Below are 22,069 nucleotides of genomic sequence, written 5' to 3'. Positions count from 1 at the left end.
CGTGCGTTCTTCTGACCGTTCATAAGGCTCAGCCTTGAGCTGAGCAGTGGATTCCGCCATCAGAATACTATTGAGACTTTTACGAAGCAGTTCGCGAAATGCCTGATCGTGATCCTTTGAAAGAAGTTGTAGAATTTCCTCTTGATTTAAGGTAATATTTAATTGGGCCATTTGTTCATCCTCCTAGTATTATTGTTGTTTGTTGATTTAATTATACCTGGGAGCTGAGCACTTGGCTCTCTTTTTTTTATCAATTTACACCATTATACGGGCATAACCCTGAAAGTAGACAAAAACCGGGATAAATGTGTGATTTTTGTCTATCTGACACTTCGAAACCGAGTCGCGCGGCCCTGAAAGTAGACAAAAACCGGGATAAATGTGTGATTTTTGTCTACCTGACACTTCGAAACCGAGTCGCGCGGCCCTGAAAGTAGACAAAAACCGGAATAAATGTGTGATTTTTGTCTACCTGACACTTCGAAACCGAGTCGCGCGGCCTCGAAAGTAGACAAAAACCAGGTAAAATATGTAATTTTTGTCTACCTGACTCTCCAAATTCGGCCCGCGCGGTTCCGAAAGTAGAACAAAATCTCCAAAATTTGGAAAAATGTTCTACCGCTGCCTACAAATTCGGCCCGCGCTGCCCTGATAGTAGAACAAAATCTCAAAAAATCGGAAAAATGTTCTACTCGGTTATCTTTGCCAAAACATTGCGATCTCAGATTACGGACAAATTTCAGAAATCAACGTTTTGCCAGTAATCGAAGTCAGATGCAGCGATTGAGCAGTTGCCGTGCAGCACTGCATTTGGCAAAATCACTGCCATTTACGTACACACCGATGAAAATGGGCATGCTGTCCGTAAATGGTCTTCCCGAAAAATGGCGATTACGGACAAAATGGTCAAAAATGGCGCTTTGTCCGTAAAATTCGAGTGAAATCTTGGCGCATCGCCCGGAACAAGAAAAAATCCGTGCCATCACAGCACAGATTTTAATCCTTATTAGTTGCGTTCGCTTCCACACCTTCATAATCGGGTTCAGACCAGCAACAAGGCTCATGATAAGTTCGTGCCGCGTCGCGACTGCGCTTGCGCTGATCACTCGCGCCCCTCCTTATCTCCCGCCTTGTTAAGCGGCTGGTCTTCGCACCTTAATCTTCCGCAATATGTTCCTTGACCGCCTGGAAAATCGTCATGACATGGCGGTCCGCCAAATGATACAAGACGCGCTGACCGTCCCGCAAACTGATGACGAGACCGGTCTGACGCAAAATTTTGAGCTGGTGCGAAACAGCCGACTGCGTCAGTCCGACTGCCTCAACGATTTCATTAACCGAAAGAGCCTGTTCAAACAGGAGATAAAGGATGCGGTAGCGAGTATCGTTGCCGAATGCCTTGAAAATCTGAACGCATTTTTCGGTTTCTTCTGATGTTGGTAATGTTGGTTTCTTTTCTTCTGACATATCTTTCACCTACTTTACATTCTACCATGATTGATGTACGGATGCTAAGCAAACCTGTGAGCAAATAAATTGCAATTGGATTAATAAAAAGTTAAAATCTAACCAATTGTGCAAAGAGGGGGATTATGATGCGAAATTTAATGTCACACGTCAGAAATTATCGCATTCCGGTTTGGGGTTCGGTAATTTCTTTGATCATTGCGGCGTTTTGTTCGCTGCTTCAGCCTTGGCTGCTGCAGGATACTTTAAACTGTTTGATGAAAAACGATGCTGCAGGAATTAAAGAATACGGCATCTTTTTGTTGCTTCTGGCAGCCATCGGCGTCGTGTGCGGCATTTTGAACATTTGGTTTGCGGCCAAAACGGCCCAAGGCGTTACGAGCGACGTCCGCGAACAGCTTTATCGGAAAATACAGAGCTTTTCATTTTCAAACATCGAAAAATTTTCGGTCGGAACGCTGATCGTTCGTTTGATCAACGACATGAATCAGGTAACGAACATCATCATGACGACTTTGATGCAGGTCTTGAGGATGCCGATTATTTTGATTGGTTCATTTGTCATGGGAATCGTGACGCTGCCACGTTACTGGTGGGTTCAGATATTGTTGCTTCTGATCGTTTCATTGGTGCTTTTTTTCGTTTTCCCGTCGCTTGACAAGCTGTTTTCTAAATATCAAGTCTGGTTTGACGAATGCAACACGGTCGCAAGAGAATCGATGCAGGGTGTCAGAGTCGTCAAATCGTTCAACCAGCAAGATCAGGAAACTGAAAAATTCACTGCTTCGTCAAACGAACTCAATCGGCTTAACATTAAAATCGGCTACGTTTTTTCGATTCTGATGCCGGCTTTCACGCTCGTCGTCTGTATTGGAACGGCCTTAATCGTTTATCTGGTCGGCAAAAACATCGAGTTGTATCCAAAAGACATCAGCGCCATCAGTTCTTATGTCGGCTACCTTAACCAAATGTTGTCAAGCCTGGCGTTTGGCGGGATGATGCTTGCGCAGTACTCACGTGGCCTCGTTTCTTTGAAACGAATTGATGAAGTAATTGAAACGGAGCCTGATTTAAAGTTCAATCATGAAGAATCAAACGTTGATCTGAAAGGTTCCGTTGAATTTGACGACGTCAGCTTCAAGTATCCGGGAAGCAGCAAAGAAGCTTTGAGCCACGTCAGCTTTAAAGTCAATTCCGGAGAAACGGTCGGAATCGTCGGCAGGACCGGTTCCGGTAAATCAACATTGGTCTCTTTACTGGTCAGATTGTATGATCCGACGTCCGGAACGATCCGTCTTGGCGGATGCGATCTTAGAGACGTCAATGAACGGAAATTGCGAAAAATGGCAGCATTGGTTCAGCAAAAAACTTTGCTGTTCAGCGGAACGATTGCCGATAATCTGAGACAGGGCGATGAGAATGCCACGGAAGAAGACATGGAACGAGCAATCGAAATTTCCCAGGCAAAAGAATTTATCGACAAATATCCGGATCGGTTCGAACACGTTGTTGAAGAGCGTTCAGCCAATTTTTCCGGCGGGCAGCAGCAGCGTCTGTCGATTGCGCGAGGCATAATCGGCAAGCCGAAAGTTCTGATTTTGGATGATTCGACTTCAGCGCTTGATGCGGAGTCCGAAAGGAAAGTTCAAGCTGGTCTTGAACAAAAGCTGGGTGACGCCACTGTATTTATCATTGCCGAAAAAATATTTTCGGTCATGCATGCCGATAAGATTCTCGTGATGGACGACGGGAAGATCAAGGCGATGGGCACGCATGAAGAGCTGCTTTTGACATCGCCGCTTTATCAAGAAATTTATGAAACGCAAAGGGCTAGAGAGGGTGGAATTTGATGAAGAATTTAAAACAAAGCATCGGGTATTTCGTCAAGTACATGAAACCTTTTAAAAATTCAGTGCTCATCATGGTCTTTTTGCTTTTGATCGCAATGATCGCACAGATCGTTGCACCTTATTACATGGGACAGGCCGTGACTTCGCTCGGGAGATTTTTGGCGCACAAGGCGCATGCGATGGCAGATTTTCGTCATTTCATGCTTTTGATGTGTGCGGCATTTTTCTTCCAGGTTTTTGCGCAGCTTATCGCCTGGGTCATCATGTCCGTTTTTAACGCTGAAGCAACGAATTCGATGAGAATCAGTCTGTTCAAAAAGCTGCAGAAGATGACGATCAGGTATTTTGATACTCATCAGGACGGAAAGTTGCTGGCATTGTTCAATTCGGATATCGACAACATCTTCAATGCGCTGAACGGTGCGATTTTTGATCTTGTTTCTCAAACGATTTTGTTTGTCGGGACGATCGTCGTCATGTTTGCAATCAACGTCAAACTGGCGCTCGTGACGATGGCTTCAACGCCGATCGTTGTTTTGATCGCATTCAGCGTGATGAAGAAAGCGCGAAAGTATCTTGACGAGCAGCAAGAAGACATCTCCGTTTTGAACGGCTACATCAACGAGCAGCTGAACGGAGAACGCATTATTTTGGCCAACGGTCTTCAAAAATCATCGATTGCAGGGTTTGTCAAAAGGAACGACAAGCTTCGAAAGACCATGTTTCGCGGTCAATTCTATTCTGGACTGATGTTTCCGATGATGCAGGGACTGTCGATGCTGAATTTGGCAATCGTCATCTCAGTCGGAACCTTGATCGTGGTCGAAAGCGGCATGTCGCTTGCCGTCGGAATGGGTTTGATCGTCACGTTCGTTCAATACTCTCAAACATATTTCATTCCGCTGATCAACCTGACTTCGTTTTACTCAATGATTCAGCTTGCTTTGACGGGGGCCAGGCGTCTGTCCGACGTTGAAGCCGAAAAAGAAGAAGACGAAGTTTCTTCCGGCATCAACATGCAGGGAATAAGCGAAAGCGTGGCTTTGAAAGACGTTCATTTCAGCTATGAAAAAGGAAAAGAAATCCTTCACGGCATCAATTTAACGATTCCTCGCGGCAAGACGCTGGCTTTGGTCGGCCCGACCGGATCCGGCAAAACGACGACGATGAATCTGTTCAGTCGTTTTTATGACGTCGACAGCGGCACGGTCGAATTTGACGGAACCGACGTGCGAAAGTTCTCGCTTGATTCCGTCAGAAACCATGTCGGAATCGTGCTGCAAGATTCGATTCTGTTTACGGGAACGATTGCCGACAATATTCGGTTTGGCAAGCCCGATGCAACCATGGAAGAAGTCAAATCTGCTGCTCAAAAAGCACAGATTGCCGATTTTATCGAAAGTTTGCCGGACGGTTACGAAACTAAGATCAGCGATGAGCAGTCCTTGTTTTCAAAAGGGCAAAAGCAATTGATGAGCATCGCTCGAACGTTGTTGAGCGATCCCGAATTTCTTGTTTTGGATGAAGCCACGTCAAACGTTGACACCGTGACGGAAGAAAAGATCCAAAAAGCCATGGACATCGTGATGGAAGGTCGTACAAGCTTCGTGATTGCGCACCGCTTAAAGACTATCGTCAATGCCGATGAAATCGCCGTTTTAAAGGACGGCAGCGTCATTGAGCAGGGAAGCCACGAAGAACTGCTTGCAAAGGGCGGGGTCTACCATAATCTGTATGTAAATCAGATGGTGTTGGATTAAGGCAAGGTGTGGAAGCGAGCGCTCATGAGCCCGTACGCAAGCTTTGGGCGACCGAAGGCGAGCTCGTCTCGTCCAGGGAGTCCTTGCTTGCGATAGGGGGAATGCGAGCTGGAACCCGATTAGGCAAGGTGTGGAAGCGAGCGCTCATGAGCCCGTACGCAACTGAATAATGGCGAAAATCTGCGCCATCATGGTGCGGATTTTGTCTTATTCTGGGCGGCACGCCAAGACTTCACTCAAATTTACGGACAAAGCCGGCTTTTTGGAGCATTTGTCCGTAATCTCCATTTTTTAGGAAGACCATTTACGGACAGCATGCCCATTTTCATCGATGTGTCCGTAAACGACAATGATTTTGCCAAATGCAGTGCTGCGCATCACCTGCTCAATCGCTGCACCTGACTTAGATTACGGGCAAAACGTTGATTTCTGAGATTTGCCCGTAATCTAAGACCGAAATGCTTTGGCAAAGGTAACCGATTAGAATATTTTTTCAATTTTTCGAGATTTTGTTCTACTATCAGGGCAGCGCGGGCCGAATTTGTAGGCAGCGGTAGAACATTTTTCCAAATTTTGGAGATTTTGTTCTACTTTCGGAACCGCGCGGGCCGAATTTGGAGTCGGCGGTAGAACATTTTCTCAATTTGGGATGATTTTGTTCTACTTTCAGGGCAGTGCGGGCCGAATTTGTAGGCAGCGGTAGAACATTTTTCCAAATTTTAGGGATTTTGTTCTACTTTCGGAACCGCACGGGCCGAATTTGGAGTCGGCGGTAGAACATTTTCTCAATTTGGGATGATTTTGTTCTACTTTCAGGGCAGTGCGGGCCGAATTTGTAGGCAGCGGTAGAACATTTTTCCAAATTTTAGGGATTTTGTTCTACTTTCGGAACCGCACGGGCCGAATTTGGACTAGCCGGTAGACAAAAATCAGACGTTTCCCCGTTTTTTGTCTACTGTCCTTCTGGATTCAAAGCGGATTACGGGCAAAATGGCGATTTTTGAAACATGCCCGTAAAAGGCAATGGCAAACGGCAGCAGAGGCACCGTAAGGACTTCGATAAATCAAGGGGCTTAAGGATTTTAATGAGATTGACGGAATTGAATTTCTCAGATCAAGACTTGTCGACAAAAATCCCGTTATTCTCATAATTTCTGTCGACTCTCACATCCCAATCGGCCACGCGGCTCCGAAGGCCCCACGCCAATAACCTTAATTTTTGTTTACTTGCTTGCCCCAAATCAACTCCGCAACTTCAATAGTCTATCCGCCCCGCTTCCCCAAAATCAATGCTCTGCATTTTATCAATGAAACATATTGATATCGATCCTGTCAAATGCTATAATTCACTTGAAGATATGAACATATGCTCATAAGCCGATCAAGAAAGAAGGTTCTGACATGAAGAAGCTTTGGGACGATTGCGACGAGGATGGTCGCAAAATGCTGAAAAAGATGGGGCTTACGCTGGTTTTGCTGATTTTGGCAAACTTTTTGACGGGCGTGGCCGCAGTCATGCTGTACGGGATGGCGTATCTGATAATCGGCTTTGACGTTTTGAAAGAAGCCGTTGAAGGATTGAAGGGCGGCAAAGTGTTTAACGAGAATACGCTGATGGCGATTGCGACGATCGGTGCTTTTTCGATCAAGCAGTATTCGGAAGCCGTCTTTGTAATGTTCTTTTATAAAATCGGCGAATTGTTCGAAGACATCGCCGTGAAAAATTCTCGTTCCTCAATTACGGCGCTGCTTGATATCAGGCCCGACCATGCTTGGCTTAAGCTGGGAAATGCAGTAAAAGAAACTTCTCCTGAAAAAATCAAGGTCGGTGACGTGATCGTGGTTAAACCAGGCGAAAAAGTTCCGCTTGACGGAATCGTGACTGATGGAAGCGCGTATTTGGATACGGCTGCTTTGACGGGCGAAACGAAGCCTTCATTTGTCAAAGAAGGCGACAAAGTGCTGAGCGGCACGATCTGCAAAAACAGCACGTTAGAAGTCAGAGTCGAAAAAGAATACGGTGAATCAACGGTCGCAAAAATTCTTGAGATGGTGGAAAATGCCAGCGAAAAGAAAGCACCGGCCGAAAATTTCATTACGCAATTTTCCAGGATTTATACTCCTCTCGTCGTGTTCGGGGCGATTCTTCTTGCGACGATTCCGCCGTTGTTTTTTGGAGGCGCTTTTACCGACTGGCTTTACCGCGCTTTGGTTTTCTTGGTAATTTCATGTCCGTGCGCTTTGGTGATTTCAATTCCCTTGAGCTTTTTTGGCGGAATCGGTGCTGCTTCAAGAGCAGGCGTGCTCGTTAAAGGCAGCAACTATCTTGAAGCACTCACTCACGTCAAAACATTTGTTTTTGACAAGACCGGAACGTTGACGAAAGGCAAGTTTGCAGTGACGAAGGTTTTGCCAAATGAAGGAGTTTCGGAAACGGAGCTGGTATTTTTGGCAGCGTGCTGTGAACAATTTTCTCCGCACCCGATTGCTCGTTCAATCGTCGATTACTATGACGGAGAACTGAAAAAAAGCGACGTTTCCGACAGCCAGGAACTGGTCGGTTTGGGCGTCAGCGCCAATCATGACGGAAAAATGATTTATTGCGGCAACGCCAAGCTGATGAAAAAAGTTCTTCCGGAGACAAAGCTGCCTGAATCTGAAATCGGAACCCAAGTTTATGTGGCGTATGACGGAAAGTATGTCGGAAGCTTGGAAGTAGCTGACGTCATCAAGGAAGATTCAAAAGAAGCAGTAATCGATCTGCGCGCAGCCGGCGTTCAAAAAATCGTGATGCTGACCGGTGATGCGCGCAAGGTCGGTGAAGGAGTGGCGCGTGAACTCGGGTTAGACGACGTTAAAACGGAGCTTTTGCCTCAAGACAAGCTTGAAGAAGTCGAGAGGTTGAAGTCAAAACTTGACGACCAAGACAAGCTGGCATTCGTCGGCGACGGTTTGAACGATACGCCGGTTCTGGCGCAAAGCGATGTCGGAATTGCCATGGGAGCGCTTGGTTCAGATGCTGCCGTTGAAGCCGCAGACGTCGTATTGATGTCAGATGAACCTTCTGCCATTGTGCGCGTCATGAAAATTGCGATCGGAACCAGAAAAATAGTTTGGGAAAACATCAGCTTTGCGTTGGTCGTAAAAGCAATCTGCCTGGTTCTTGGAGCCCTTGGAATTGCCGGAATGTGGCAGGCCGTCTTTGCGGACGTTGGCGTGACCGTGCTCGCCGTTTTGAACAGTCTGCGCATTTTGTACGGGCAAAAAGATTCAAGCAGGGAAATTTCAGATAAAGTCAAGGCGCATGCGTGAACAGCTGTTTATCTCTTTGAAAAATGCAGAGCATGCAGTCTTTTTTGCGGTACTGATTTTTTCGTTGGCAAATTTCTGATCAGACCAACAAAATCGTTCAGAAAGAGGATGGGAAAAAACTATGCCTCAAATTAAAAACCCGGATGATTTGAGATAAATTGCAAATCTAATCCGGGTTTTTGTGTATGCGAGACAATTTCCCTGTTATGCTGGGAATAGCAAAAGGAGTCGAAGACCGGCATTACGGGCAAATTCCAAAAATTGACGTTTTGCCCGTAACTGGAGTCTGGCTTTTTACGGGCAAATCTCCAAAAGCGTCATTTGACCGTAAGCCAGTCCTGGGCATTGATTGAGCAGGAGATTCGCAGTGCTGCATTTGACAAAAAAGTTATCAGAATTGAAAAATACCGGACAAAATCAGTCGACTTGCGACTTCCTTTGTTCGGTATTTCATTTAATTCGAGTAAGAAACGGGACTTTTTTACCAGTCTCTTTTTGCCATTTCGCTATTTGGTTTTTTTGCCCAGTTCCTTGATCATGTCAAAGAAGCGTTTGTTGTCGACATCATAGACAAGCTGAGCTTCTCTGCCGTTGTCATCAAGATACGTGCGTCCGTCACGCGGAAAGTCGGTATAGACGCTGCATTTAACGGTCTTTTGCTTAATCAGAGTCGGGTCTTCCAAAGCACATGTTGTCAAAACGTCCCACAGGAAGTAGGTTGAGTTCGTTTCAAACATGCTGAGTTCAGGAACGAAGGCATAGCTGTTACCGATAAAATCGATGCCGGGGTAACGGCGATCTTTGGCCCATGACATGCGCACGGCCGGCGTGAGAGGAACATTGTGCGTGCTTTCGAGCGCGACCATTGTGATTTTGATGCCGCTTGAAAAAACGGTTGAAACGGCTTCGGGATCCCAAAAAGCGTTCCATTCCTGCGTTCCGTCGCAATCGGGTTCGGCAACGTTGCCGCGTTCCTGGAAGGTTCCGCCCATCCACATGAGTTCTGCTATCTTGTCTTCAATTTCCGGTTTCTTTTTCAATGCGCTTGCAAGATCGCTGAGCGGGCCGGTAAACAAAAGCGTAACAGGTTCGTTTGAATTCATCAGTTTTTCGATCAGATCATCATCGGCCGCAAGGGGAGCTTTAGGAGTCTTGATTTCCCCGGATTCGTTCAGGATAGGCAAAGAGTTTTCAGAGTAGGCATCGAGGCGCCATTTTGTCGGGAAAGGATGGACTGCACGAGCATTCGAATAGGCGACTTCGAGTTTTTTGCCATGACCGAAGCGGTCGATGACTTTTCGGCTTGCTTCTGCGGCTGGCTGCAGGTAGCTGTCCGCTCCCATGACGCCGACTCCGATCAAATCAACATCATCCATTTGAAGAAGTAAGAAAAGCGAAATAATGTCATCGACACCGCCGTCTTGACTGAAATAAACTTTTTTAGACATGTATGTTCCTCCATGAAATAGCGTAAAAATACGAACTATTGGAGCTGATTGGGAAAAAATGGGATTTAGGTAAAACCTTTTACCTGTCCGCAATCAGCATAACGTTACGATTATACCACGGATTACATACGTTTTAAAACCTATTAAAAACGAACGTTAGGAAAAAAATTTCGAGAATTATATTGATTTTACAAAAAAACAATGTATACTAAAATTTGTAAATTGATTAATCTGTTTTGGAGGGTGTACTATAATGCACATTAACAAAAAAATCGCTTCGGCCATTGCGGCAACATTGATGCTCGGAACTGTTCTCGTTGGCTGCGGTAACGGTAATTCCGGTTCCGAAAAGGTAAAACACACGGCTGCTTTGGTAACTGACGGTGGCAGTATTGATGACAAGTCCTTCAACCAATCAGCTTGGGAAGGTCTTGAGGCATGGGGTAAAGAAAACAAGCTTGAAAAGGGCGTAAACGGCTACAACTACGCACAATCAAACTCTGATGCAGATTTCACTCCAAACATCAATAAATTGATCAAGGCCAAGTATAGTACGATTTTCGGAATCGGCTACAAGCTTGCTCCGGCCATCAAGAAGACGGCCAAGCAAAATCCTAAGACGAACTTCGTTATTATTGATGATGTCGTTTCCGGAAAGAACGTTGCTTCCGTAACGTTCAAGTCAGAACAATCTTCATTCTTGGCAGGCGTTGCTGCTGCAGAAACGACGAAGACGAACAAAGTCGGCTTTTTGGGCGGTGTTAAGAGCGACGTTATTACAACCTTCGAAAAAGGTTTCATCCAAGGCGTTCATGCCGTAAATCCAAAGATTACGGTTGACGTCAAATATGCAGGCTCATTTACGAAGGCCGATTTAGGTCAGTCAATGGCAACTGCAATGTACAACAACGGTGAAGACGTTATTTTCCATGCTGCCGGCGGTACTGGCGCAGGCGCATTTACGGCTGCAAAGAACCTTGCCAAGAACGGCAAAAAAGTTTGGGTCATCGGCGTTGATCAGGATCAAAAAGCTGACGGCGCATACAAGGGCGGAAACGTTACGCTTGCATCTGCCGTTAAGGAAGTCGGCAATGCCGCAAAAGATATTGCAAACAAAGCTATGAAAGACAAGTTCCCTGGTGGCAAGGTCGTTACCTATGATCTTAAGAGCAAGGGCGTTGATTTGGTAAACGACAATATGTCAGACTCTGCTTGGAAGGTTGTTCAACAATACGAGCAAAAGATCATCAAGGGCGACTTGACGGTTAAAGCAAAATAAGCTGCGTTAAAAACGCTGGCTCCTTTAAGGGGCATCGGGTGGAGTATTGGTTTTTTAAGATCAGCCGGTACTTCACCTTTTTTATTAAAGAACGCATCAAATTTAGGAGGGAAATATGAGTACAAGCGTCGTTGAAATGAGGCATATCACGAAGAAATTCGGCAATTTCAAAGCCAATGACGATATATCTCTTACATTGCACAAAGGCGAAATTTTAGCTCTCTTGGGAGAAAATGGCGCCGGCAAGTCAACATTGATGGGAATGCTTTCCGGTCTTTTGAAACCGACTGAAGGTCAGATTCTCGTTGAAGGAAAAGAAGTCGAAATGGAAAGCCCGCGCGATGCCAAGAAGCTCGGAATCGGCATGGTTCACCAACACTTCATGCTGATTCCTGCATTTACCGTGCTGGAAAACATTATTTTGGGTGAAGAACCGCTCAAGGGCGGCAGAATCGACTACAAAAAAGCTTCACAGGAAATTGAACGATTAGCTGAAAAATATCAGCTTGACATCGATTTGAAAGCCAAAGTTGCTGATATTACGGTCGGGATGCAGCAACGCGTCGAAATTATGAAAGCTTTGTATCGCAAAGCCAACATTTTCATTTTTGATGAGCCGACTGCCGCATTGACGCCGCAAGAAATCGATCAACTGATGAAAATTTTTCGCGCGTTGGCTGATGAAGGAAAATCGATCATCTTCATCACGCACAAGCTCAAGGAAATCAAGGAGGCTGCCGATCGCTGCATCGTGATTCGTGCCGGTCGCGTCATTGACGACGTGATGGTCGCAGACGTTGCCGAAGAAAAGATGGCCGAAATGATGGTCGGAAGAAAAATCAGAACGACGGTCGACAAAGCAGAGGTCGATCAGTCAAAGGCGGTTCTCGAAGTTAAAGGGCTGAATGTTGAAAAACATGGACTTCAAGCAGTCAAGAATCTCGATCTTACGGTTCACACCGGCGAAATCGTTGGGGTTGCGGGCGTTGACGGCAACGGTCAGAGCGAATTGATCGATGCTTTGACCGGAATGCGCAAAATCAAATCCGGTTCGGTCAAGATCAATGGCAAAGAATATGCCAACCATCCGGTCAGAGAAATCACTGAGGCAGGCGTCGGGTACATTCCGGAAGACCGTCAAGTCGTCGGACTCGTTTTGCCGATGACGATTTCTGAAAACCTTGCATTGAAGAATTATTATCGAAAGCCGTTCAACAACCATGGCATTTTGGAGTATGCTGACATCAACCAAAACGGCAAAGATCTGATTGAAAAATTCGATATTCGTTCTCAAAGCGAAAAGGAAGCAGTCGGGTCTCTTTCAGGCGGTAATCAGCAAAAAGTCATCGTTGCCCGTGAAATCGCAAGCAAACCCGATCTGCTGATTGCGGCCAACCCTACCCGTGGCGTTGACGTTGGCGCAATTGAATACATTCATGAAAAAATCAACGATGAACGAAACGATGGTCGTGCAGTCTTGCTGGTAAGTTTTGAATTGGACGAAATTCTCAAGCTTTCGGATCGCGTCGTCGTGATGCATGCGGGCGAAATCGTCGGCGAAATCGACCCGAAGAACACGTCTGCTGAAGAATTAGGTTTAATGATGGCCGGCAAAAAGATTGCTGATGCCGAATAGGAGGAAAAATGTTGAAGGGAAAGAATAAAAATGCCTTAATCATCCCGCTTTTGGCCGTTCTTTCCGGCTTTATCGTCGGAGCGGTTCTGATGCTTGTTTTTGGCTATAATCCGATTCAAAACTACGTTAACTTGTTTGCCGGCGCATTCGGCGACGTTTATTCCGTCAGCGAAACGCTGCGCAACATGACGCCGTTGCTTTTGACGGGGCTTGGTTTTGCCGTTTCCAGCAAAGCCGGATTCTTTAACATCGGCGGGCCTGGTCAATATCTTATGGGCTGGTTCAGTGCAGTCGTTTTCGCACTGCATTTTCATGCCTTGCCCGGCATCGTCTTGATCATCGGCTCCATCTTGTGCGGCGCATTGTGCGGCGCAATCTGGTCAGGAATTGCCGGTGTTTTGAGAGCATTTTTCGGGACGAGCGAAGTTATTTCAACAATCATGCTGAACTACATTGCTTTATATTATGTAAACTATGCCATTAAAACCTGGCTTGCTCCGAAAGGTTCCGACTCATCCCCGAACATTCCGAAGAAGGCAAGCCTTTGCACTGATTTCCTGCAAAATCTGACGCATGGATCAACGTTTCACTGGGGCTTTTTCCTGGCAATTCTGTGCGCATTTGCGGTTTGGTTTTATTTCAACAAGACTTGTTCCGGCTTTGAAGTGCGCAGCGTCGGAATGAATCCTTCTGCCTCGCGTTATGCCGGCATGAACGTCAAGAAGACGATCATCGTTGCAATGATCATCTCGGGAATTTTAGCCGGAATGGCCGGAGCTCTCGACGGCATCGGCAACTATCAAAACATTTCCGTTTCAAACTCTACGCCAAGCGTCGGCTTTGACGGAATGGCCGTGGCTTTGCTTGCCGGTGAAAATCCGATCGGCATGCTGTTTTCGGCCTTGCTCTTCTCAGCGCTTCAGATTGGCGGGTTGAGTATTTCAGTGCTTTCAACGACACCGTCCGAAATCGTCAACGTCGTGATGGCTTCAATTATTTTCTTCGTCGGAATCAAGTATGCGTTTGAAATGCTGATTATAAAAGGCGTAATCAAGAAGGGCGCTAAAGCAAAGGAGGCAGGCAACCAATGAGTTTAGAAACAATTTTGATGACGGTTTTCTCGTCAACGTTGATTTATGCGGCTCCGTTGATTTTTACGGCTTTAGGCGGAACGTTCTCTGAACGAAGCGGCATCGTCAACGTCGGACTTGAAGGAATGATGATCGTCGGAGCTTTCAGCAGCACGGTCTTTACGTTATCCTTCAGCAACGCGTTGGGTACTGCGACTCCGTGGCTTTCAATCCTTGTCGGCGGCTTTTTCGGATTTTTGTTTTCAATTTTGCATGCAGTTGCAACGGTTAATTTCAGAGCAGATCATATTATTTCAGGGACGGTTTTGAACTTGCTCGCTCCCGGACTTTGCGTCTTTTTGACCCGAATCATCTACAATGGCAAGGGTCAAACTCCGATTATCGAACAAGGCCTTGGAACCTACACTTTCCCTGGACTTTCAAAAATTCCGGTTCTAGGAAAAATTTTGTTTACGCGGACGTCTCTTGTTGCATACTTTGCGATTTTGATTGCAATCGTCAGCTGGTACTTCTTGTATCGCACAAACGTTGGGCTGCGTCTGCGTTCCGTTGGTGAAAATCCAGTGGCGGCAGACACCTTGGGAATCAACGTCTATAAATATCGCTATTTGGGCGTTTTGATTTCAGGCTTTTTAGGCGGCATGGGCGGTGCCGTGATGGCTCAGTCGATCACGATGAACTTCTCGTCGAATACGATTTCCGGTCAAGGCTTCATGGCTTTGGCAGCCATGATTTTTGGCAAGTGGCATCCAATCGGCGCAATGGGTGCGGCATTGTTCTTTGGCCTGGCACAAAGTCTGCCAATCACAGGAGCCTACATTCCGTTGCTCAGCCACGTCAACTCGGTCTGGTTCCAGGTTGCTCCTTACGTTATTACGATTATCGTGCTCGTAATCTTCCTCGGCAAGGCGGTTGCACCGGCTGCTGACGGGACGAATTACATCAAAAACAAGTAATCAGGAAGGGGCTTTAAAAAACATGCCTCAAATTGAAAGAGACTGAAAAAAACTCTGTCTCAAATTGAAAAACCGGTTGATTTGCAATCAATTGCAAATCAACCGGTTTTTTTTCGTATGCATGACGATCACTTGACATGATGGAAATAAGTCTGTTTTCATTTCTATATGTCGAAACTTTTTGCCCGTAACCGAGGTCTGGATTTTACGAGCAAATCTTGAAAAGCGATGTTTTGCCCATCTTTGCGGGCTGATTAAGCTGACGCATCGCAATCTGAGCGCAACAGACGCAGCATTTTGCAAAAGCTGACGAGACCGTGAATTTGCACTCAGAAACGGCACGCTGATTAAAGTTCAATTGGATAAAATCAAAATAGGCTTGATTTTGCGTTTATTATGGTTATATACTTTTAATATATACAGTGTGCAACCGCTTTTATTACGATGTGACAGAGAGGTCTTACGTTATGGCAACAATCAAGGACGTTGCGCGTCTAGCGGGAGTTTCTCCTTCGACTGCCTCACGTGCGATGCATGACAGTTCACTTATTAGTGAAGAAACTAAACAAAGGGTGCGCAAAGCAATGGCAAAGCTCGACTATTCACCGAACTTTGCAGCGCAAAATTTGGCGAACAAGTCGTCAAACATGATTGGGGTTATTTTGCCTGCAAGAGAGGATGCCGTTGGCGACAACCCGTTCTTTATTCAGATTATTCAAGGATTGGTAGCGATCTGCAATGCGCATGACTACATGGTTTCCGTAGCAACGGGTCAAAGCGAAGATGAGCTGATTAAAAACATCGAGACGATGATCAAGCGAGGCAACATCAGACAGTTCGTTTTCGTCTATTCCAAAGCGCGCGACAAGGTTTTGGAGTATGTCAAGAAGCAAGACGGCGTGCGGTTCGTCATTATCGGAACGCCCTATGAAGATCAGGAAACGACGCTTTACGTCGACAATGACAACCGAAAGGCAGGCTTTGACGCGACGGAATTCTTATATGACAAGGGGTTGGAAAACATTTTGTATGTTTATACTGATCTTGATGAAAACGTGCAAAATGATCGCTTTTGTGGGTATCGGGATGCCGTCAAAAAGCACGGTGGGCAATTGTTGAGCCTGAGCCTCGGGAGTGAAGACGAACATGAGCGCACGAAAGCTTTGAAAGATTATTTCAAAGCCTATCCAGAGATTGAGGCAATCATTGCATGCGACGATATTTTGGCGCTTAAAACGAAGTACTCATGCGAAGCCGCAGGAATCGACGGCAAAAAACTTGCAATGATGGGATTCAACAATTCCGCATATGACAAGATCATGCACCCGACGCTGACTTCGGTCGAGATTTTCCCACGTTTTTTGGGATCGGAGGCCGCTGCGCTTGCGATTGATTCGAATCTTAAAATTGAAAGCAACTGCGTGATCGTCCCGCACAGGGTCATCGAGCGCGAATCAACGAGAATATAGCAGAAAAACCTCTGAAATCTGAATGTTTCTGGAGGTTTTTGTCTATAAAAATACAGTGCTTCGGAAAAATTTTTGAAGAAAGTTCTTGCAAATGCAACCGATTGCATATATAATAATAAGCGAAAATGAAAACGTTTGAATGAAGGGCGGCAAAGTAAATGAAACGTATTTTTGAAATAAACCCGTGGAAAGTAATTACACATACGTTCAATAAAGAAGACAAGCGTCTTCAGGAAAGCATGACGAGCACCGGCAACGAGTATATGGGCATGCGCGGAATGTTTGAAGAAAAGTATTCTGGTGATACGCATAAAGGCATCTATCTTGGCGGCGTCTGGTTCCCGGACAAGACGCGCGTCGGTTGGTGGAAAAACGGCTATCCTGAATACTTCGGCAAGGTTATCAATGCGGTCGATTTTGTCAGCGTTGACGTCAAGCTTGACGGAGAATCGGTTGATTTGGCCAAAGATGAATTCAGCGATTTTGAACTTGCGCTTGACATGAAGAGCGGCATTTTGACAAGAAGCTATGTTGTCAAACGCGGCGAAAAGAAGGTCAGATTAAACTTTGAACGCTTTGTCAGCGTTGACATGAAGGAGCTTTATGCAGATCGCATCACGGTTGAAAACTTGAGTTCAGAAAGCGTTGAAGTTGAAATTGATTCATCAATCGATGCGGACGTCTTCAATGAAGACTCAAATTATGATGAAAAGTTCTGGAACGTCTTAAGCAAGAAAAAGGATCAGACAACAGGTCGTCTGGTTGCCGAAACGATCGAAAACAATTTCGGTACTCCGCAATTTACGACGGAAATGCTGATGGAAAACGTTTCGGATCTTGATGCAAAAGAACCTGTCGAAACAGATCTCAAGGTTGCAAACGTCTTTTCCGGAACGCTTGAATCAGGCAAAAAGACGGTCTTTGAAAAGCGCGTCGTCGTTTTGACTTCGCGTGACTACGAAACGCTTGAAGATTTGGATGCGGCCGGAGAAAAGCTGTCCGCAAAACAAGCAGAATCAAGCTTTGACGAATTGAAGGCAGCACAGGCAAACGGTTGGGCAAAGCGTTGGGAAAAAGCTGATGTTGTCGTTGAAGGAAACGATGAATCGCAACAAGGCATTCGTTTCAACTTGTTCCAGTTATTCTCGACCTATTATGGAAACGACGCACGCTTGAACATCGGACCAAAAGGCTTTACCGGTGAAAAATACGGCGGTGCTACTTATTGGGATACTGAAGGCTTTGCCGTTCCTTTGTATTTGGCATTGGCAGATAAATCAGTGACACGAAACTTGCTTGAATATCGTCACGAACAGCTTCCTGGCGCATACCACAACGCCAAGCAGCAAGGATTGGACGGTGCATTGTTCCCAATGGTGACGTTCAACGGAATCGAATGCCACAACGAATGGGAAATCACGTTTGAAGAGATTCACCGCAACGGAACGATTGCATATGCGATTTACAACTACACGCGCTATACGGGCGATACGGAGTACGTAACACATGACGGCTTTGACGTTTTGGTCGGCATCGCACGCTTCTGGGCAGATCGCGTTCATTTCTCAAAACGCAAAGGCATGTACATGATTCACGGCGTGACGGGCCCGAACGAATACGAAAACAACGTCAACAACAACTGGTATACGAACATGCTTGCCAAGTGGTGCTTGAATTATGCAAACGAAATTGCTGACAAGGTTGATGCTGACAAGACGGCTGAACTCGGATTGACTTCAGAAGAACGTGCCAAGTGGCATGAAATTGCCGACAATATGTACTTGCCGGAAGACAAGGAATTGGGCATTTTCGTCCAACATGATACGTTCCTTGACAAAGACCTGACACCGGTCAAGGATCTTCCACAAGATCAATTGCCGCTCAATCAGCATTGGTCATGGGATCGCATCTTGCGTTCGCCATACATCAAGCAAGCTGACGTTTTGCAAGGAATCTACTACTTCGTGGATCGCTTCACGCAAGAACAAAAGGAACGAAACTTTGATTTCTACGAACCGCTGACCGTTCACGAATCAAGCCTTTCGCCATCGATTCATGCCATTTTGGCTGCCGATCTTCACAAAGAAGACAAGGCGTTTGAAATGTACTCAAGAACTGCGCGCTTGGATCTTGACAACTATAACAATGATACGAACGATGGCCTGCACATCACATCCATGACTGGTTCATGGCTTGCAATCGTCCAAGGCTTTGCAGGCATGCGTGTCATTGATGATGAGCTGCAGTTTGCTCCGTTCTTGCCAAAGGAATGGACGGGCTACAAATTCAGAATCAACTTCCGCGGTCGTTTGCTCAGCATCAGCGTCAGCCAAGAAGGCACGCAGATCGACTTGCTCAAGGGCGATGATTTGACGATCAAGCTGAATGGAAAAGATTTGAAACTTACGGCAAAATAAGGGGGATCAGAACGTGAAAGGCGCAATTTTTGATTTAGACGGCGTAATTACCGATACGGCCAAATTTCACTTTGCAGCGTGGAGTCAGCTGGCTTCCGAAAAACTGGGGTTAAAACTTCCGGCTTCATTTGAAACGGAGCTCAAGGGCATTAGCCGAATCGAATCTTTGGAACGAATTTTGGACTTTGGCGGTCTTCGTGACAAATACACGGCTGAACAAGTCGAAGAGCTGGCGGCAGAAAAGAATGGCTACTACTTGAAAGCTATCGATACATTGACAAAAGACGACATTCTTCCGGGAATCACGCGTTTGATAGGAGAATTGAAAGAACATGACGTCAAGCTTTCCGTTGCTTCCGCATCAAAGAATGCTCCAGTTATTTTGAAAAAACTGGGCTTGTTTGACAAATTTGACGCGATTGCAGATCCTTCGAAGGTCGAACATGGCAAGCCTGCGCCGGATATCTTCTTGGCTGGTGCTCGTGCTGTTTCGCTAGACCCGAAAGATTGTGTCGGCGTTGAGGACGCAGTTGCCGGAGTTGCCGCAATCAAGGCGGCAAACATGACGGCCGTGGCTGTTGGCGACCCTGAAGAACTCGGAAAAGCAGATGCCGTTGTTCCTACGACGGATGATTTCAGCTATGCCTTGTTCGAAGAAACGTGGGAAAAATCAAGGAACTAAAATAATTTTAGAGGCTTCGAAAAAAACTATGCCTCAAATTGAAAAACCGGATGATTTGCAATTAATTGCAAATTAATCCGGTTTTTTGCATATGCGGGACAATCACTTTCCATGATGGAAATATCCTAAAACAGTCTGGCTGTAAATTTGATTGAGAGTTTCACCCGCTGATGCATCAGATGCTGCATTTGGCAAAATCATTTCCGTTTACGGGCAGAATTCAAAAATCGCCGTTTTGCCCGTAATCGAAGGTTGGATTTTACGGACAAATCTTAAAAAACGGCATTTTGCCCGTAAGCCATTCTTGACGCATTGATTGAGCAGCTGCTTTGCGGCACTGCATTTAAAAAACACGTCAAAAACATTCGTTTGTATTGAAAAAGGAGGCAAAAAGTGTCAAAGCAGCTTGAGATAACGCTTTCAAGAAACTATAATAAACTATGTAGTTATTTCACTTTTAGGGGGCATGATCAATGAGGATGCTGACATTGAATTGCCATTCTTTGTTAGATTATGATTCTGACAAGCAGATTCAAGAAATAGTCGATCAGATTGTCAGAGAAGAAATTGACGTCTTGTCGCTGCAAGAAGCAAATCAATCACAGTTTGAATCGGCAATCGCTGAAGACGAATTGGAATCACTGGGGTATAAAGAACCAGCAGAAGGCAATGCAATTATCAAGAAGGACAATTTTGCCTATCGATTATCAAGAGCGTTGAAAAAAGTGAAGCTTGATTTTAAATGGTCGTGGAATTCGGCCTATGGAGAAACAAACGGACTTGAATGGGGAGTTGCGCTTTTTTCGCGTCTTTGTTTGACCAACGTTCACAGTACTTTGATTTCAAGCAGCGATTTTACGTGTAATCTGACAAAAAGGTGCGTTTTGTTGGCTCAGTTGTCCGATGAAATGAAAACAGTGGTGACGGCCGTACATTTTAACGGTGAAAATTCGTTTGAATTTCGTCGTGAGTGGAGCAATTTGATGGAAACGATTGCGGGATTGGGGCTGAGCAAGCGTCCAGTATATCTGCTCGGGAATTTCAATGTTGACGCAGAAGTTGATACGGGAAGCTACACGCTGATGTGTCAGGAATTTGAGGATACATACTGCTCCGCAATTTCAAAAGGCGACGGCATGACCGTCCGCGGCAAACTTGACGGATGGGATGACAGCGGAATTTCTGAGCGTTTGGACTATATTTTGACGAATGCGCAAAATGAAGTGTCTTACAGTCGTATTTGTTTTGACGGAAACATCGGTCCGCGCATTTCGAACCATGCAGGGGTTTTGATTGAGGTCTCAGATGATTCCGAAACGTGTTCTGCATAAGCAAAATTTGATATAATTCAGGTATGAACAGATTGGAGTGATTAGAGTGATAAAAAAAGCAGCGGTAATTTTGGCACCGGGTTGTGAAGAAATCGAGGCTTTGTCAGTGGTTGACGTTTTGCGCCGTCTGAATGTCAAATGCGACATGGTTGGTTTGTTTGAAACGAAAGTTGACGGCGATCACGGCATTCTCCTGACCTGCGACAAGACTGTTGATGAAAGTCTGCTTGACTATGATCTCGTGGCTTTTCCGGGCGGACTTAAAGGTGCTCAAAATCTGCGCGATTCAAGCAAGCTTGAAAAGCTGATGGTTAAAAGGCAAAAAGACGGTAAGTGGAATGCGGCAATGTGTGCTGCTCCGATGGCATTTGCCAGATACGGTCTGCTTGACGGGGCAAAATACACGATGTATCCAGGAATGAATGATGATATCAGCTCTGAAGTTGACAATGGGTCATTCAAGGAAGACGTCGTCGTCATTGATGAAGAAAAGCATCTTGTGACGAGTCGCGGACCGGCAACCGCATTGGCATACGCATATGCGATTGCAGAGGTTTTGGGAATCGACACAAAAGCAATCAAGCATGGGATGCTGTACGATTTCTTGCTTGAAAACAATTAGCCGAAACGCGAAAAGAGCTCGAGATTTGGTCTCGAGCTCTTTTTGTTAGTGCTTCTTCAAAAGCTTTAAAGCAGTGATGACGCCAGAAACGATGGCAATCACGAAGAGAATTTCTCCAATGATAATCGTGAAAAAACCTGGTTCGTGAAGCATCCCGTATTCATCGACGTAGGAGGACAGGTTGCCGATGAAAGGAATGGCAAAACTCAAACCCAAAAGAAGAAGCGGGAATCTGAAGCTTTTCATGCCTTGATTGTAACAAGAATTTGTTTCCTATTGGTTAAAAACAGGTTAAGAAAAGGTAAAACAAGACCGAATCGGCATTCGGTCTTGCTTTTTCAAATTAAATTTATCAGACTTTGAATCGATTTGCCTGTTCGTCCAATTCTTTGGCAATCTGTTGCAAATCAGCCACGTGTTGTGTAAATTCGTCCATCGTTGCCAAAACTTCTTCGGAATTTGCGGAAACCTCTTCCGTTCCAGCTGCGTTTTCTTGCGTTGAAGCAGAGATGCTTTCAAGTCCTTCGAGCACTTTGCCTTGAACTTCTTCGATCTTATCTGAAGCTTTGGCAACGCCTGCGACTTTTTGTGCCATTTCCTGATTGCGCTTGAAGACTTCCATCGTCGATTTGATGGCTTCTTGAATCAGCTTGGACTGCTTTTGACCGCCTTCAACGGAACTGTTCGTCTTGTCGACCATTTCAGTTGACTGATTCTTGATGTTGTCGATGATGCCTTCGATTTCCTTC

16 protein-coding genes and 1 pseudogene are annotated in these 22,069 nt (G+C 45.6%); 12 read left to right on the top strand and 5 right to left on the bottom strand.

Annotated elements, in window-relative coordinates:
- Window positions 1-770: 770 nt before the first annotated feature.
- A complete protein-coding gene (locus BMZ95_RS08985; RefSeq protein ID WP_180376257.1) occupies window positions 771-1,106 on the bottom strand; it encodes a hypothetical protein in 336 nt (111 codons plus the stop codon).
- Between the two features lie 49 nt (window positions 1,107-1,155).
- Window positions 1,156-1,467 carry an ArsR/SmtB family transcription factor gene (locus BMZ95_RS08980; protein ID WP_014074278.1) on the bottom strand — a complete coding sequence of 104 codons (312 nt, stop codon included), beginning with the start codon at window positions 1,465-1,467 and terminating at the stop codon, window positions 1,156-1,158.
- 128 nt (window positions 1,468-1,595) lie between these two features.
- On the opposite strand from BMZ95_RS08980, the gene BMZ95_RS08975 reads away from it, so the two are divergent.
- The 3 genes from BMZ95_RS08975 to BMZ95_RS08950 all read left to right on the top strand — a co-directional run bounded on the left by BMZ95_RS08975 (window position 1,596) and on the right by BMZ95_RS08950 (window position 8,389).
- Window positions 1,596-3,317, top strand: coding sequence for an ABC transporter ATP-binding protein (locus BMZ95_RS08975; RefSeq protein WP_041820197.1), 1,722 nt, complete (start codon window positions 1,596-1,598; stop codon window positions 3,315-3,317).
- A complete protein-coding gene (locus BMZ95_RS08970) occupies window positions 3,317-5,077 on the top strand; it encodes an ABC transporter ATP-binding protein (RefSeq protein WP_046922703.1) in 1,761 nt (586 codons plus the stop codon). The genes BMZ95_RS08975 and BMZ95_RS08970 overlap by 1 nt, the downstream gene beginning before the upstream one ends.
- Window positions 5,078-6,478: 1,401 nt before the next feature.
- On the top strand, window positions 6,479-8,389 hold the full coding sequence (locus tag BMZ95_RS08950; protein ID WP_046922289.1) for a heavy metal translocating P-type ATPase: 1,911 nt from the start codon (window positions 6,479-6,481) through the stop codon (window positions 8,387-8,389).
- 506 nt (window positions 8,390-8,895) lie between these two features.
- On the opposite strand, the gene BMZ95_RS08945 is transcribed toward BMZ95_RS08950, so the two are convergent.
- A complete protein-coding gene (locus BMZ95_RS08945) occupies window positions 8,896-9,837 on the bottom strand; it encodes a nucleoside hydrolase (RefSeq protein ID WP_014074274.1) in 942 nt (313 codons plus the stop codon).
- Between the two features lie 253 nt (window positions 9,838-10,090).
- On the opposite strand from BMZ95_RS08945, the gene BMZ95_RS08940 reads away from it, so the two are divergent.
- The 9 genes from BMZ95_RS08940 to BMZ95_RS08900 all read left to right on the top strand — a co-directional run bounded on the left by BMZ95_RS08940 (window position 10,091) and on the right by BMZ95_RS08900 (window position 21,320).
- Window positions 10,091-11,116 carry a BMP family lipoprotein gene (locus tag BMZ95_RS08940; RefSeq protein ID WP_014074273.1) on the top strand — a complete coding sequence of 342 codons (1,026 nt, stop codon included), beginning with the start codon at window positions 10,091-10,093 and terminating at the stop codon, window positions 11,114-11,116.
- A gap of 115 nt (window positions 11,117-11,231) precedes the next feature.
- A complete protein-coding gene (locus tag BMZ95_RS08935; protein ID WP_014074272.1) occupies window positions 11,232-12,752 on the top strand; it encodes an ABC transporter ATP-binding protein in 1,521 nt (506 codons plus the stop codon).
- Window positions 12,753-12,760: 8 nt separating this feature from the next.
- The gene (locus tag BMZ95_RS08930; protein WP_046922288.1) at window positions 12,761-13,843 is read left to right on the top strand and encodes an ABC transporter permease; all 1,083 of its coding nucleotides are present in this window, start codon (window positions 12,761-12,763) and stop codon (window positions 13,841-13,843) included.
- Window positions 13,840-14,799 (top strand): ABC transporter permease, encoded by a 960-nt coding sequence (locus tag BMZ95_RS08925; protein ID WP_046922287.1) that lies wholly within the window; start codon window positions 13,840-13,842, stop codon window positions 14,797-14,799. Before BMZ95_RS08930 ends, BMZ95_RS08925 begins: the two co-directional genes overlap by 4 nt.
- Window positions 14,800-15,266: 467 nt before the next feature.
- Entirely contained in the window at window positions 15,267-16,268 is a 1,002-nt protein-coding gene (locus BMZ95_RS08920) for a LacI family DNA-binding transcriptional regulator (protein ID WP_046922286.1), read from the top strand.
- Between the two features lie 158 nt (window positions 16,269-16,426).
- Entirely contained in the window at window positions 16,427-18,685 is a 2,259-nt protein-coding gene (locus BMZ95_RS08915; protein WP_014074268.1) for a glycoside hydrolase family 65 protein, read from the top strand.
- Window positions 18,686-18,698: 13 nt separating this feature from the next.
- Window positions 18,699-19,367 (top strand): beta-phosphoglucomutase, encoded by a 669-nt coding sequence (gene pgmB, locus BMZ95_RS08910; RefSeq protein ID WP_014074267.1) that lies wholly within the window; start codon window positions 18,699-18,701, stop codon window positions 19,365-19,367.
- 473 nt (window positions 19,368-19,840) lie between these two features.
- Window positions 19,841-20,698 carry an endonuclease/exonuclease/phosphatase family protein gene (locus tag BMZ95_RS08905; protein WP_046922285.1) on the top strand — a complete coding sequence of 286 codons (858 nt, stop codon included), beginning with the start codon at window positions 19,841-19,843 and terminating at the stop codon, window positions 20,696-20,698.
- 49 nt (window positions 20,699-20,747) lie between these two features.
- Window positions 20,748-21,320 (top strand): DJ-1 family glyoxalase III, encoded by a 573-nt coding sequence (locus tag BMZ95_RS08900; protein ID WP_041820414.1) that lies wholly within the window; start codon window positions 20,748-20,750, stop codon window positions 21,318-21,320.
- A 45-nt stretch (window positions 21,321-21,365) separates the two neighbouring features.
- Here the strand turns inward: BMZ95_RS08900 and BMZ95_RS08895 are convergent, their stop codons facing one another.
- Window positions 21,366-21,566 (bottom strand): DUF3955 domain-containing protein, encoded by a 201-nt coding sequence (locus BMZ95_RS08895; protein ID WP_003696027.1) that lies wholly within the window; start codon window positions 21,564-21,566, stop codon window positions 21,366-21,368.
- A gap of 106 nt (window positions 21,567-21,672) precedes the next feature.
- Window positions 21,673-22,069: pseudogene (locus tag BMZ95_RS08890) on the bottom strand (methyl-accepting chemotaxis protein); the annotation flags it as partial.

Origin of the sequence: Ligilactobacillus ruminis DSM 20403 = NBRC 102161 (genome assembly GCF_900113455.1) — a bacterium.
In the GTDB taxonomy this organism is placed as follows: domain Bacteria; phylum Bacillota; class Bacilli; order Lactobacillales; family Lactobacillaceae; genus Ligilactobacillus; species Ligilactobacillus ruminis.
This window is presented reverse-complemented; position numbering and strand designations above follow the sequence as displayed.

Excerpts from the sequence above, each read along its gene's own strand:
- BMZ95_RS08895 (WP_003696027.1), bottom strand. The coding sequence starts at position 21,566 with ATGAAAAGCTTCAGATTCCCGCTTCTTCTTTTGGGTTTGAGTTTTGCC.
- BMZ95_RS08935 (WP_014074272.1), top strand. The coding sequence starts at position 11,232 with ATGAGTACAAGCGTCGTTGAAATGAGGCATATCACGAAGAAATTCGGC.
- BMZ95_RS08930 (WP_046922288.1), top strand. The coding sequence starts at position 12,761 with ATGTTGAAGGGAAAGAATAAAAATGCCTTAATCATCCCGCTTTTGGCC.
- BMZ95_RS08920 (WP_046922286.1), top strand. The coding sequence starts at position 15,267 with ATGGCAACAATCAAGGACGTTGCGCGTCTAGCGGGAGTTTCTCCTTCG.
- BMZ95_RS08975 (WP_041820197.1), top strand. The coding sequence starts at position 1,596 with ATGCGAAATTTAATGTCACACGTCAGAAATTATCGCATTCCGGTTTGG.
- BMZ95_RS08945 (WP_014074274.1), bottom strand. The coding sequence starts at position 9,837 with ATGTCTAAAAAAGTTTATTTCAGTCAAGACGGCGGTGTCGATGACATT.
- BMZ95_RS08970 (WP_046922703.1), top strand. The coding sequence starts at position 3,317 with ATGAAGAATTTAAAACAAAGCATCGGGTATTTCGTCAAGTACATGAAA.
- BMZ95_RS08915 (WP_014074268.1), top strand. The coding sequence starts at position 16,427 with ATGAAACGTATTTTTGAAATAAACCCGTGGAAAGTAATTACACATACG.
- BMZ95_RS08950 (WP_046922289.1), top strand. The coding sequence starts at position 6,479 with ATGAAGAAGCTTTGGGACGATTGCGACGAGGATGGTCGCAAAATGCTG.
- BMZ95_RS08940 (WP_014074273.1), top strand. The coding sequence starts at position 10,091 with ATGCACATTAACAAAAAAATCGCTTCGGCCATTGCGGCAACATTGATG.
- BMZ95_RS08980 (WP_014074278.1), bottom strand. The coding sequence starts at position 1,467 with ATGTCAGAAGAAAAGAAACCAACATTACCAACATCAGAAGAAACCGAA.
- BMZ95_RS08925 (WP_046922287.1), top strand. The coding sequence starts at position 13,840 with ATGAGTTTAGAAACAATTTTGATGACGGTTTTCTCGTCAACGTTGATT.
- BMZ95_RS08905 (WP_046922285.1), top strand. The coding sequence starts at position 19,841 with ATGAGGATGCTGACATTGAATTGCCATTCTTTGTTAGATTATGATTCT.